Source organism: Arthrobacter sp. LjRoot14 (assembly GCF_964253905.1).
In the GTDB taxonomy this organism is placed as follows: domain Bacteria; phylum Actinomycetota; class Actinomycetes; order Actinomycetales; family Micrococcaceae; genus Arthrobacter.
In genome coordinates, this window is record NZ_CAXURL020000001.1 from 1,446,150 (window position 1) to 1,459,058 (window position 12,909).

Below are 12,909 nucleotides of genomic sequence, written 5' to 3' on the forward strand. Positions count from 1 at the left end.
CTTGGAGATGTGGCCGCGTCGGCGGTCCGGGCCCGGCAGCCGTTCCACGGAGCGCCGGGCGGCAGGCTATGCGAGAGGGGCCGGAAATGACCGCAATACTTGAACTTGAAGACCAGAGCACCGGATTTGCGACGGGCTGGAACCGCGTCTGCGCCGTGGAAGAGTTGGAGCTGGCCTGGGGTGAGGCCGCACTGATCGCCGGCCGCCAGGTGGCATTGTTCCGCACCGCAGCCGCCGAAGTTTTCGCCGTGGCCCAGGAAGATCCCGCCACCGGCGCCCACGTGATGGCCCGCGGCATTGTGGGCTCCCGCGGGACCCGCCAGACCATTGCGTCCCCCCTGCACAAAGAGGTCTACGACCTCGAAACAGGCGAGTGCTTCGGCACCGCCGGGCTCCGCCTCCCCACGTTCCGCACCCGTGTGGTGGATGGCTTCGTCGAGGTTGAGCTCTAGCTAGAGCCCCAGGGCCTCCCGCACATCCACCAGGACGCCGTCGAGCGCTGCCCGTGCCGCCTGCCGTGCCTCGGGCAGCTCGGCGGCCGAGCCCACGCTCCGGATGACCTCAAGATAGCACTTGAGTTTCGGTTCCGTGCCGCTGGGACGGATGATCACCCGGCTGAGGTCCTTCGTGAGGTAGAGCAGCCCGTCCGTCGGGGGCAAGGCTTCGCTGCCTTCGGCCAGGTCCTTGAACGTTTCGACGGCGGACCCGCCGAAGGAGTCCGGCGGCCCCACGCGGAGGCGGTTCATCATGGCGTCCAGCAGGCCCAGGTCCGCCACCCGGATACTGAGCTGGTCGCTGGCATGCAGCCCGTGCACCAGGTACAACTCGTCGAGGGTATCGAAAATGGTCTTGCCGTCCGCCTTCGCCGCGGCCGCGAGCTCCGCGATCAGTACGGCGGCGGAAATGCCGTCCTTGTCCCGGACCAGGTCCGGGGCCACGCAGTATCCGAGCGCTTCCTCGTAGCCGTAGAGCAGGCCCGGAACGCGGGAAATCCACTTGAAGCCGGTCAGGGTTTCCTCATGCGCGTACCCGGCGGCAGCGGCGATCCGTGCCAGCAGCCGCGAGGACACGATCGAGTTCGCGAAGACACCGTGTGCCGGGCTTTCGCCGCCGGCAGCGAGCCGGGCCACAATGTGCGCCCCCAGCAGTGCGCCCACTTCGTCACCCCGCAGCATGCGCCAGGCGCCGGTGTCAGGATCCTTGGCGGCGACGGCTGCACGGTCGGCGTCGGGGTCGTTGGCCAGCACGATGTCGGCGTCCACGCGGGCCGCCGTTTCCAGCGCAAGATCCAGGGCGCCGGGCTCCTCCGGATTGGGGAAGTTGACCGTGGGGAAATCCGGGTCCGGCCGCGCCTGTTCGGAGACCAGGGTGACGTCGTCGAATCCTGCCGCCTTCAGCACGGCGACGGCGGTGTCGCCGCCCACCCCGTGCATGGGGGTCAGGACGATCTTCAGGTCACGGGCCGGGAACTGCGCGGGCAGTGCCAGGGCAGCCACTGCTGCCTGGTAGTCGGCAGCGATTGACGGCTCCAGAACAGTCCAGCCCGCGGGGGCCAGGGTAATGGAGTCGAGCGTGCCCACGCGGTCGATTTCCGCGGCGATCCGGGCGTCGTAGGGTGCCACGATCTGCGCTCCGCGTCCGCTTTCCTCCACGGCGTGCCTGCCGAGGTAAACCTTGTAGCCGTTGTCCTGCGGAGGGTTGTGGCTGGCGGTCACCATCACACCGCCGTCGCAATCCAGGGCGCGTACAGCGTAGGCGAGCAGCGGAGTCGGGAGCGCCTGCGGCATCAGGAAGGTGTCGATGCCCGCGGCCGTGAAGACCGCAGCGGTCTCCTCCGCGAAAATGTCGGAGTTATAGCGGGCGTCATAGCCGACGACGGCGCGGGGCCGGGTGCCCGGCGAAGCGGCCGCGACGGCGCCGGTCAGGAACGCCGCGAACCCGGCCGCCGCGCGCCGGACAACCACGCGGTTCATCCGGTTCGGCCCGGGACCCAGCGCGGCGCGGAGGCCGGCGGTGCCGAACTGCAGCGTTCCGCTGAAGCTGTCCTCGAGTTCCTGGCGGGCGGACGGAACGCCGTCCCCTGAGCGCTGGATGAGTTCTGTCAAAGCGGCGGCAGTGGCCGGATCCGGGTCCTGGGCGGCCCAGTCCCGGGCGTCGCTCAGCAGCTGCGGAAGGTCGGCATCGGAAGACGTCATAGGAACAAAGCTATCGCCTAACGTCCGCGATTGGCTGTCCGACAAGCGCAGGGGGAACCTTGACAGTAAATTTTCCGGACACGTAATGTCTGAAAAATGAAGATGGGGCAGGGAGTTGAGTGGGCGCTGCACTGCTGCGTGAACATGTCCTGGGCCCCCTCGGGGGAGGCGGTGAACAGTGCCCGGCTGGCTGAGCTGTATCAGTTACCCGCCGCCTACCTGAACAAGCAGCTCCAGGCGCTGGTCCGCGCGGGCATCCTGTATTCCGTCTCCGGACCACGCGGCGGCTTCCAGCTGGCGCGGGGCGCGGAAAAGATCACCGTGCTGGACGTTGTCCTGGCCATTGAGGGTCCGGAACCCGCTTTTCGCTGCGAATCCATTCTCGCGAACGCGCCCGGGGCGGACCCCGGTGAAGACTACCTCCGAAGTTGCCTGGTGTCCCAGACCATGCGGCAGGCCGAGCTTGCCTGGCGGCAGACGCTCTCGCGGCAGACCATTGCGGGCATTGCCGCCTCAGTCGAGCGGAAGTTTCCCGGCTCCCGTAAGGACGTCCTCCGCCGGCTGATGCCCGCCAGGAGCTAGTTCGCCAGGAACTAGTGCCCGGCGGGCGCGGCCATGCGGTGTCGGCTCAGAGCTTGGCGATGATTTCCGCGAGCAGCTTGGAGATGCGCGGAGCGGCGGCCTGCCCGGCTTCCAGCACTTCCTCATGGCTCAACGGCACCGGGCTGATGCCGGCGGCAAGGTTGGTTACCAGTGAGATGCCGAAAACCTCCATGCCCGCGTGACGGGCGGCGATGGCTTCGAGCGCTGTGGACATGCCCACCAGGTCGGCCCCGATCCGCTTGGCGTATTGCACTTCCGCGGGCGTTTCGTAGTGCGGGCCGGTGAACTGCGCGTACACGCCTTCGTCGAGGGACGGATCAACTTCGCGGGCCAGCCCGCGGATCCGTGCCGAGTAGAGATCTGTCAGGTCAACGAATGTTGCGCCTTCCAGCGGTGAGGTGGCGGTGAGGTTTATGTGATCTTTGATGAGCACGGGAGTGCCGGGAGCCCAGTCTTCGTTGAGGCCGCCGCAGCCGTTGGTCACCACCAGGACCTTGCAGCCGGCCGCCGCAGCGGTCCGGACCCCGTGGACTACGGCGCGGACGCCCTTGCCCTCGTAGTAGTGCGTCCTGGCGCCCAGCACCAGCGCCCGCTTGCCTTCCCTGGTCAGGACGGAGCGGATGGTGCCTACATGGCCCTCCACTGCCGGTGCGGAGAAACCGGGGACCTCGTCCGCGGACAACGTCGCAGTGGTCTCGCCGATCAGGTCCGCGGCGTCGCCCCAGCCCGAGCCGAGCACCAGGGCGACGTCGTGGCTGTCCACGCCCGTCTCTTCGGCGATGTAGTCGGCGGCGGCGCGCGCGGCGTCAAAGGGGTCCGTGTTCAGGAATTCTGTATTACTCACTGGTACAAGTTATCGTGCCCGCGGGGCCGTGCCCAGCAGTGGCGCAGGTCCCTTTTATTGGTGTGCGGCGGCGGATGGGTAGAGAATGGATCTTTGTGACTACGCATCCGGATTTCAGCTCACCTCGCATCGCAATACTCGGCGGAGGGCCCGGCGGCTATGAAGCCGCCATGGTGGCCGCCTCGCTGGGGGCACAAGTCACCATCATTGAGCGGGCGGGCCTGGGCGGCTCGGCGGTGCTCACCGACGTCGTACCTTCCAAAACCCTGATCGCGACGGCGGACCTGATGACCCGCGTCGGCGAGGCGGGGGAGCTGGGAGTGAAGTTCGACGTCGACGGCGGCGATTTCGCCCCCGTGATGCGCGCGGACCTGAAGCACATCAACGACCGCCTGCTCGGCTTGGCGCGGAAGCAGTCCGAGGACATCCGCACCGGCCTGGAACACCAGGGCGTGCGCATCCTGATCGGCTCCGGCAAGCTGCTGGACAGCCACACCATTGAGGTCCTCACCGTGGACGGCACCGAAACGGTGGAAGCGGACACCATCCTGCTTGCGGTGGGCGCCCACCCGCGTGAACTTCCCACCGCCCGGCCTGACGGCGACCGGATCCTGAACTGGGCGCAGATCTACAACATGGACGAGCTCCCTGAAGAACTCATCGTGGTGGGTTCCGGTGTGACCGGTGCGGAATTCGCCTCCGCCTACAACGGCCTGGGCTCCAAGGTCACCCTGATTTCCAGCCGCGACCGCGTGCTGCCGGGCTCTGACACCGACGCCGCCGAGGTTCTGGAGGGCGTCTTTGAACGCCGCGGCGTGAAAGTGCTCTCCCGTTCACGCGCTGAAACAGTGGAACGCACGGAAGACGGCGTGGTGGTCACCCTGGGCGACGGCTCCCAGGTCACCGGCAGCCACTGCCTGGTTTGTGTCGGGTCCATTCCCAATACGGCCGGTATCGGCCTTGAAGAAGCCGGCGTGGCACTCACCGAGAGCGGCCACATCAAGGTGGACGGCGTCTCCCGCACCACGGCTCCGAACATCTACGCCGCCGGCGACTGCACCGGCGTCCTTGCGCTCGCCTCCGTCGCTGCCATGCAGGGCCGCATCGCGGTGGCCCACTTCATGGGCGACAGCGTGACCCCGCTCAAGCTGCACCAGGTGGCTTCGAATATCTTCACCTCGCCCGAGATCGCCAACGTCGGCGTGTCCGAGGCCGAGATCGACTCCGGAAAGTACCAGGGCGACGTGGTGAAGCTGTCGCTGCGCAGCAACGCCCGGGCCAAGATGCGCAACCACCGGGACGGCTTCGTCAAAATCTTCGCCCGCAAGGGCTCCGGCACGGTGATCGGCGGTGTGGTGGTGGGCCCGAACGCGTCCGAGCTGATCTTCGCGATCTCCATCGCGGTCACGCAGAAACTGCACGTCGACGACGTCGCCAGCACCTTCACGGTGTACCCGTCACTCAGCGGTTCCATCTCGGAAGCGGCACGGCGCCTGCACGTTCATATGTAACGTCAGGCCGGCAAGGCACCCACGTGCTCAGTGGACACCGCGGCGCGGGTCATCCGGGCCGCCACCAGAAACAGCAGTCCCGTGATCAGCGGGATCACGCTGACGGCGGAGAGGGACACCACTCCGGCGAGGTTCCCCAGGGCTGAGAAGGCTATCGGGCCCAGGCCGAGGGCCAGCAATAGCCAGCCCGCCGTGGCCGTTCGTTTCAGGCCCAGGACGGCTGCAGGGAACGCGAGGACCAGCACGGCCACGGCGCGGACCGGGCCGTTGGCGTTCTCGAACTCGCGCCACGACACGGAATCCAGGGCGAACCAAATTCCCGCCACGACCACCAACGCGGCCAGCAGGGCCAGTACCGGTGTGGCCCACGAGGGACGAAGCCAGGCAAGGACGGCCAGGACGGCCAGGGCAACGGCCCACCACAAAACCAGCATGATTCCCTCGGGGCCGCCGGGATCAGTCAGGGCATAGCCGCTGACGAACAGGCCGGCGAGGACCGTGAAGGCCGTCATGATGGCGGCTGCCGTCCACACCAGTGCCCGGGCGCGGACGGAACGGTCCGGCCGCCGCAGGGAGACGATGCCCATGACGGCGGCAGCAACGATGAGCGCGGCCGCGGCCAGGAAGATCGTGACGCTGAACATGGCAACCCCTCGGATCCACTGACTCTGGCTTCCATGACACCCCGGGGCCGCAGGAGGGACAAGGGGCATAAGTCCCTTGAACGGGTCAGCGGCGAAGCCAGGCTTCCCGGCGCACCGGGCGAGCCGCCATCACATCACATCACGTCAGGCGGCTGCCGCCGCCTGGAAGTGTTTTTCGATGATGTCCTTGATGTCGGAGTGGCAGCCGCCGCAGCCGGTGCCGGCACGGGTGGCGCCGGAAACCTCAGCCACGGTGGAGCAGCCGTCAGCAACAGCGTCCTGGATCTTGGTGCCGCTGACCCCGGCGCACCGGCAGACGGTGCGGGCGGGGTCGCTGCTTCCCGGGGCTGCCAGCTGGTCCGGTCCGTCAAGGCGCAGCAGGAGCGACCTGTCGGCGGGGAGCTCGTCGCCGCGCTCGAACAGGGACACCAGCTCCGCCGCAGTGCGGGGCATGCCCACGGCCACGAGGCCCTCCAAGACTCCGCCGCGCGTTGTCATCTTGATGTAGCGGCCGTGTTCCGGATCCGCCCACTGAGCGATCTGCAGGCGCGGACGGCCGTTCACCGCACCGGCCGTCAAAACCTCGTCGTCCCACGGATCTGCGGCATTATCGCCTGCCACGGCCATGTTCAGGCCGCGGGCCTTGAGGACGATAACACCCGGCTTTTCCATCGGCAGCTCGGGCAGGGAATCCGCCACGTCCGCCGGACCGGCGTCGCCGGAACCTTCGCCGAAACCTTCGCCGAATCCCGCAGGGGATCCCTCGGCGAGGAGCGTCAGGTACTCGGCGAGCCACCCCGCCTGCCGCCAGCCCGGGCCCACCAGGCCGGAGGGGCCGGGCGCGCTGCGGCACTCACTGCAGGAAGGGTCGGGGCAGCGGACTTCGGCGCAGTCGCCGATCGCGAAAATGTGGGGCTCATGGTGTGCCCGCAGCTTGTGGTCCACCAGGATGCCCGCGCCGGTGGACAGCCCGCAGCCTTCGGCCAGTTCCACGCGCGGCCGGACGCCGCAGGACAGCACCAGCAGGTCGCCGTCGATCGCTGAACCGTCATCCAGCAGCAGGGCGGAGAAGCCGCCGTCGGGAGCGTTGTGTTCAATCCCGGTGGAGCGCGCGTTGCCGGCCATCCGGACGCCGCAGTTGCGCAGGCTGGCGGCCAGCACCGCTCCGCCGCCGCGGTCGATGTTCCGGCCCAGCGGGTGCGGTCCGTTGTGGACCACGGTCACCGTGGCACCCTCTTCGGCGGCGGCCAGGGCTGTCTCGAGTCCCAGGACGCCGCCGCCCAGCACCACAACGCGCTTGCCGCCGGAAACAGCCTGGCGGAGCACCTCGGCGTCGCGCAGGTCGCGCAGCGCGGTCACGCCGGCGGGCAATACCGGGTGGGCCGGGTCCGGGTTGAGGCCGGTCAGGTTGGGGATGACCGGACGCGAACCGGTGGCAAACACCAGCCGGTCATAGCGGGGCTTGGTGCCGTCCGTGAGGATCACCTGCTGGCGGGCGCGGTCCACCCGGCGGACGCGGACGCCGAGCCGGACGTCCACGCCGTCGGCGATCAGCGCGGCGGCGTCGGACAGCGCCAGCGCGCCCGCGGTGGTGCGCCCGACGCCGAGGTCGGCCACCAGCACGCGGTTGTAGGCGGCGTCCGCCTCCTCGCCGATCACGGTCAGGCGGGCCAGTCCGCCACGGACCGCGGGCAGCAGCTCATCGACCAGCCGTGCGGCAACCGGACCAAAGCCAACAATTACTATCTGCTCACTCATGAGGCCTCCGATGTCTGAAGAACGCTGTGCTGAAGTCCGTTGGCGGCCGCCCGGACCCAGACTTTGTTGAATTTGAACTCCGGCATCCCGGAGATGGGATCGGTAGCGGCCTCCGTCAGCCGGTTGGCGCTCTCGAGCTCCGGGAAGTGGAACGGCAGGAAGACAGTCTCGGGCCGGATCGCCGTGCTGAGTTCGGCGCGGCAGAGCACCTCGCCGCGCTCGTTGGCCACGGATACGAACGCGCCGTCGGTGATGCCCATGGACGCCGCGGCCGCGGGGTGGATCTGCAGCTTTGCCTCCGGCTGGGACTCCAGCAGCTCGGACACGCGTCGGGTCTGCGACCCGGACTGGTAATGCTCCAGCAGGCGGCCGGTAATGAGCGTCATGGTCTTGGCGCCTGAGGCTGTGTTGTCCCGGGCGGGGTTCGCTGCCGGAGTACGACGGCGGCGGGGCGCCACCGGCGTCATGACCGCCTTGCCGTCGGCATGGGCAAAACCGTCCAGGAACAGCCGCGGCGTGCCGCTGCTTCCCACGGGGTAGGGCCAGTAGGCGGCCTCGCCGCGGTCCAGCATCGCATAGTCGATGCCGGAGTAGTCAGCGAGCCCGCCGGCGGAGGCCAGGCGCAGTTCCTCGAAGACCGTCTCGGGATCCTCGCTGTAGGTGGACGGGGCGTCGAGCGCTTCGGCGAGCCGTGCCATGATCCAGAGTTCGCTGCGGGCTCCGGCCGGCGGCTGCAGGGCACGGCGGCGGCGCAGCACGCGCCCCTCAAGGTTGGTCAGCGTGCCTTCCTCCTCCGCCCACTGAAGGACCGGCAGGATCAGGTCTGCTTCGGCGGCTGTTTCGGAGACGAAGAAATCGCAGACCACCAGGAAGTCCAGGCTGCGGAGGCCCGCAATGACTGCGTTTGCATCAGGGGAGGCCACCGCGATGTTGGAGGCGTGCACGAAGAGGCATCGGACGCCGTCGGGCTGTCCGAGGGACTTCAGGAGCTGGACGGCGGGGAGGCCGGGCCCGGGAATCAACGATTCCGGCACGCCCCACACCTTGGCCACGTGCGCGCGGGCCGCGGGGTCGGTGATCTTCCGGTAGCCGGGGAGCTGATCGGCCTTCTGGCCGTGTTCGCGTCCGCCCTGGCCGTTGCCCTGGCCGGTGAGGGTGCCGTAGCCGCTGCGGGCGGAACCCGGCAGTCCGAGCAGCAGGCTCAGGTTGATGGCGGCGGTGGCGGTGTCCGTCCCGTCAACGTGCTGCTCCACGCCGCGGCCCGTCAGGATGTAGCTTCCACCCTGGGCAGCGCCGTGGGCCAGCCTGCGCGCCGTTTCGCGGATGAGGTCGGCGGGAACCCCGGTCAGGGACTGGACCCGCTCGGGCCAGAAGGCGTTGACGCTGCGGACCAGGGCGTCGAAGCCGCTGGTGCGCGCCTGGATGAAATCGGTGTCGGCCAGGCCTTCGTGGATCACTACGTGGGAGAGACCCAGCAGCAGGGCGAGGTCGGTGCCCGGCAGCGGCTGCAGGTGCAGGCCGCCGCCGTCGGAAGTGAACGCGGCAGTGGCGGAACGGCGGGGGTCCACCACAATCAGCCCGCCGGCGTCGCGTACTCCCTGCAGGTGCTGCACGAAGGGCGGCATGGTCTCGGCCACGTTGGAGCCGAGCATCAGGATGGTGCTGGCGTTGTCGAGGTCTTCGAGCGGGAACGGCAGTCCGCGGTCCACGCCGAATGCCCTCATGCCGGCGGCGGCTGCGGAGGACATGCAGAACCGGCCGTTGTAGTCGATCCGGGACGTGCCCAGGGCGAGGCGGGCGAACTTGCCCAGCATGTAGGCCTTTTCGTTGGTCAGGCCGCCGCCGCCGAAAACGCCGACGGCGTCCGCGCCGTAGCGGGACCTGGTCTCCTTGACGGCTGCGGTGATGAGCTTCAGGGCGTCATCCCAGCTCACGGGACGATGGACTCCGTCGGAGCCCTTCAGCATGGGCTCGGTGACGCGTCCGGGGTGGCTCAGCAGGGACGCGGACGTCCAGCCCTTGCGGCAGAGGCCGCCGCGGTTGGTGGGGAAGTCGCGTCCGGATACCTCCAGGACAGGTTGAGCCGGCACGGGGTCTGACCCCGGCTGGACAGCCGGGGTCAGAGCCGCTGGGGACTTCAGCGTCATGGCGCACTGCAAGGCGCAGTAGGGGCAGTGCGTGTCGGCGCTTGTGGTCATGTTAGACGTGTCCCATCGCATTTCGGTTGGCGTTGCGGATGTAGCAGGCCCAGCAGACCACCAGCATCAGGACGTATGCCCCGACGAAGCCGTAGAAAGCGGGGGTGTACGAACCGCTGGCCTGGTTGGACGCGTTCAGCACCTGCGGGATAACGAACCCGCCGTAGGCGCCGATAGCCGAGATCAGGCCCAGGGCCGAGGAGGCCAGGCGTTGGGTTGCCACCGAGCTGGCGCCGTTGCGGGCTGCCCTGCTGTTGGTGGCGAAGATGATGGGGATCATCCGGTAGGTGGCGCCGTTTCCGAAGCCGCTTGCGGTGAAGAGCATCAGGAAGAGCACCAGGAAGAGCCAGAAGTTCTTCAGCGGCAGGGTCCAGATCATGGTCAGCGTGATGACGGCCATGGAGGCGAAGGCGGCAACGGTCATGCGGGCGCCGCCCATTCGGTCAGCCATGCGTCCGCCGTAGGGGCGGGCCAGTGAACCCACCAAAGGTCCGAGGAAGGCGAGGGACAGTGCCACCGTGCCCACTCCGATGGAGGAGAAAGCGGGGAAGTAGTCCTTGATCAGCTTGGGGAACACCCCGGCGAAGCCGATGAACGAACCGAAGGTGCCGATGTACAGCAGGGCCATGATCCACAGGTGCGGTTCCTTGAGCGCTGCGATCGAGCCTGCCACGTCACCTTTGGCGCTGGTGAGGTTGTCCATGTACTTGAAGGCGCCGAACGCTGCGAGCAGGATCAGCGGAACCCACATCAGGCCTGCGACCGGAAGGTTGACGGTTCCGGCGGCCAGGAGCGTGATGGCGATCGGGACAGCGAGCTGTGCGACGGCGGCACCCATGTTGCCGCCGGCGGCGTTCAGGCCCAGGGCCCAGCCCTTTTCGCGGGCCGGGTAGAAGAACGTGATGTTGGCCATGGAGCTCGCGAAGTTGCCGCCGCCGAAGCCGGCCAGGGCAGCGACCAGGAGCATGACGCCGAACGGTGTCGCCGGGTTGGAGACACACAGCGCCAGCCCAATGGAGGGGATCAGGAGCAGCAGCGCGGAGACGATGGTCCAGTTGCGGCCGCCGAACCTTGGGACCATGAACGTGTAGGGGATGCGGAGGGTGGCACCCACCAGGCTGGGCATGGAGATCAGCCAGAAGATTTCGGACGTGGAGAAAGTGAAGCCTGCTGCGGGGAGCTGGACCACCACGATGGACCAGAGCTGCCAGACGACAAAGCCGAGGAATTCGGCGAAGATGGACCAGTTCAGATTGCGCCGGGCGATGGAACGGCCCTGGGACTCCCACTGCTCCTTGTTCTCGGCATCCCAGTTGGCGATCCAGCGGCCGGGGCGGACTTCAAGGGCGGGGGCGTGAACGGTGCGGGTAGTTCCGGGCTGTGCGCCGGCCTCTGCCGTGCGGTCAACAGTCACGGTGTACCTCCTTCGGGGGTTTGTTGTTCTTCAAAGGTAGGGATGGCGCGTTTCGTCAACCGTCGCCGTTTGTTAACGTGCTGTGAAGTTTGCCTATCGGGGCATTTGTGACGGCGTGAGGCGCCGCTTTGTGAGACAAATCGAAACGTCCGCATACTGGACCCTTTGTCCAGTCGCTGGACGGCGGGAACTATTATTGAGAGATACGTATCCCTTAGCCGGGCAGTCTTTTGGGGCACCCGCCCGGTTTCTCACGAAAGCGTTACTACATGTCATCCACTGCCACCTCACCGCAGCCGGGGTCAGCCAAGCAGGTTAACTCGCGCGGGCGCGTGATCGTCGCCAGCCTCATCGGGACCACTGTTGAGTTCTACGACTTCTACGTCTACGCAACTGCCGCTGTGCTCGTATTCCCCAAACTGTTCTTCCCGGGACAGAATGAGACCACCCAGCTGCTGAGCTCCTTCGCCGTGTTCGGTGTGGCGTTTATCGCCCGGCCGCTCGGTTCCGTGGTCTTCGGCCACTTCGGGGACAAATTCGGCCGCAAGGGCACCCTGGTGGCATCGCTGCTGACCATGGGCATCGCAACGTTCCTGATCGGCTGCCTCCCCACGGCGCTGGTACCGGGCTGGGGCTTCTGGGCGCCGGCACTCCTGGTGGTCATGCGCTTCGCCCAGGGCCTGGCCCTCGGCGGGGAATGGAGCGGCGCGGCCCTCCTGGCCACCGAGAACGCCCCCGCCAACAAGCGGGCCATCTACGGCACGTTCCCGCAGCTGGGTGCGCCCATCGGCTTCATCATTGCCAACGTGATCTTCCTCGTGGCCAGCTACCAGCTCTCCCCGCAGGCGTTTGAAGCCTGGGGCTGGCGAGTGCCGTTCCTGCTCAGCGCCGTCATGGTGATCATCGGGCTCTACGTCCGCCTCAAGCTGATTGAAACGCCGGCCTTCACCAAGGTCCTGGAATCCAACGAAGTGGCCAAGCTTCCCATCGGCCGTGTCTTCAAGACCAGCTGGCGCCCGCTCATCCTGGGTACGTTCATCATGCTGGCCACGTACGTGCTGTTCTACCTGATGACTACGTTCACCCTCACCTATGGAACGCGCCCCGCCACGCTGGACGCCGCGAGGGCCGCCGCCGAGAAGGCCGGAAAGCCGATGACCGAGGCCGCAGCCGCGGCGTTCGTCCCCGGCCTGGGCTACACGCGCAACGACTTCCTCTGGATGCTGATTGCCGGCGTCGTGTTCTTCGGCATTTTCACCCTGGTGTCCGGCCCGCTGGCAGAAAAGTACGGCCGCCGCAAGATGCTCCTCGCAGTCACCGCGGGAATCTTCGTCTTCGGACTGCTGTTCGTCCCCCTGTTCAGCGGCGGCTTCGTGGGCACCATGGCCCTGCTGATCCTCGGCTTCACCCTGATGGGGCTGACCTTCGGACCCATGGGTGCGCTGCTGCCCGAACTGTTCCCCACCAACGTCCGCTACACGGGGTCCGCCGTGAGCTACAACGTCTCCAGCATCCTGGGTGCGGCCGTGGCCCCCTTCATCGCGGTGTGGCTTTGGGAAATGGCCAAGGGCAGCCCCGTGCTGGTGGGCGTGTACCTCAGCGTCATGGCCGTGCTGACGCTTGTGGCGCTCTTCCTGAGCAAGGAAACACGGGACCTGGACTACGAGAACAACGTAGCCTGACCCGGTAATCCGACACTGGAAATGCCCGGCACCCTTCGCGGGGGTGCCGGGCATTTGTCA

Annotated in this window: 10 protein-coding genes; 4 read left to right on the forward strand and 6 right to left on the reverse strand. The window is 67.5% G+C overall.

Annotated elements, in window-relative coordinates; translation table 11 throughout:
• Positions 1-86 precede the first annotated feature (86 nt).
• Positions 87-452 carry a nitrite reductase small subunit NirD gene (gene nirD / locus ACSQ12_RS06560; protein ID WP_209746440.1) on the forward strand — a complete coding sequence of 122 codons (366 nt, stop codon included), beginning with the start codon at positions 87-89 and terminating at the stop codon, positions 450-452.
• On the opposite strand, the gene ACSQ12_RS06565 is transcribed toward nirD, so the two are convergent.
• A complete protein-coding gene (locus tag ACSQ12_RS06565) occupies positions 453-2,195 on the reverse strand; it encodes a phospho-sugar mutase (protein ID WP_436064798.1) in 1,743 nt (580 codons plus the stop codon).
• Positions 2,196-2,291: 96 nt separating this feature from the next.
• On the opposite strand from ACSQ12_RS06565, the gene ACSQ12_RS06570 reads away from it, so the two are divergent.
• Positions 2,292-2,777, forward strand: coding sequence for an RrF2 family transcriptional regulator (locus ACSQ12_RS06570; RefSeq protein ID WP_209746436.1), 486 nt, complete (start codon positions 2,292-2,294; stop codon positions 2,775-2,777).
• A 46-nt stretch (positions 2,778-2,823) separates the two neighbouring features.
• Here the strand turns inward: ACSQ12_RS06570 and ACSQ12_RS06575 are convergent, their stop codons facing one another.
• Positions 2,824-3,642 carry a purine-nucleoside phosphorylase gene (locus ACSQ12_RS06575; RefSeq protein WP_209746434.1) on the reverse strand — a complete coding sequence of 273 codons (819 nt, stop codon included), beginning with the start codon at positions 3,640-3,642 and terminating at the stop codon, positions 2,824-2,826.
• Between the two features lie 95 nt (positions 3,643-3,737).
• On the opposite strand from ACSQ12_RS06575, the gene ACSQ12_RS06580 reads away from it, so the two are divergent.
• The gene (locus ACSQ12_RS06580) at positions 3,738-5,153 is read left to right on the forward strand and encodes an NAD(P)H-quinone dehydrogenase (RefSeq protein WP_436064799.1); all 1,416 of its coding nucleotides are present in this window, start codon (positions 3,738-3,740) and stop codon (positions 5,151-5,153) included.
• A gap of 2 nt (positions 5,154-5,155) precedes the next feature.
• On the opposite strand, the gene ACSQ12_RS06585 is transcribed toward ACSQ12_RS06580, so the two are convergent.
• The 4 genes from ACSQ12_RS06585 to ACSQ12_RS06600 form a co-directional block, all read right to left on the reverse strand.
• Positions 5,156-5,797, reverse strand: coding sequence for a hypothetical protein (locus ACSQ12_RS06585; protein ID WP_436064800.1), 642 nt, complete (start codon positions 5,795-5,797; stop codon positions 5,156-5,158).
• Between the two features lie 144 nt (positions 5,798-5,941).
• Entirely contained in the window at positions 5,942-7,555 is a 1,614-nt protein-coding gene (locus ACSQ12_RS06590) for an FAD-dependent oxidoreductase (RefSeq protein WP_436064801.1), read from the reverse strand.
• Entirely contained in the window at positions 7,552-9,753 is a 2,202-nt protein-coding gene (locus ACSQ12_RS06595; RefSeq protein ID WP_436064802.1) for a molybdopterin oxidoreductase family protein, read from the reverse strand. Before ACSQ12_RS06595 ends, ACSQ12_RS06590 begins: the two co-directional genes overlap by 4 nt.
• 1 nt (position 9,754) lies before the next feature.
• On the reverse strand, positions 9,755-11,167 hold the full coding sequence (locus tag ACSQ12_RS06600) for an MFS transporter (protein WP_436064803.1): 1,413 nt from the start codon (positions 11,165-11,167) through the stop codon (positions 9,755-9,757).
• A 269-nt stretch (positions 11,168-11,436) separates the two neighbouring features.
• Here ACSQ12_RS06600 and ACSQ12_RS06605 point away from each other — a divergent pair, with 269 nt between their 5' ends.
• A complete protein-coding gene (locus ACSQ12_RS06605; RefSeq protein WP_209746422.1) occupies positions 11,437-12,849 on the forward strand; it encodes an MFS transporter in 1,413 nt (470 codons plus the stop codon).
• The last annotated feature ends 60 nt before the right edge of the window (positions 12,850-12,909 follow it).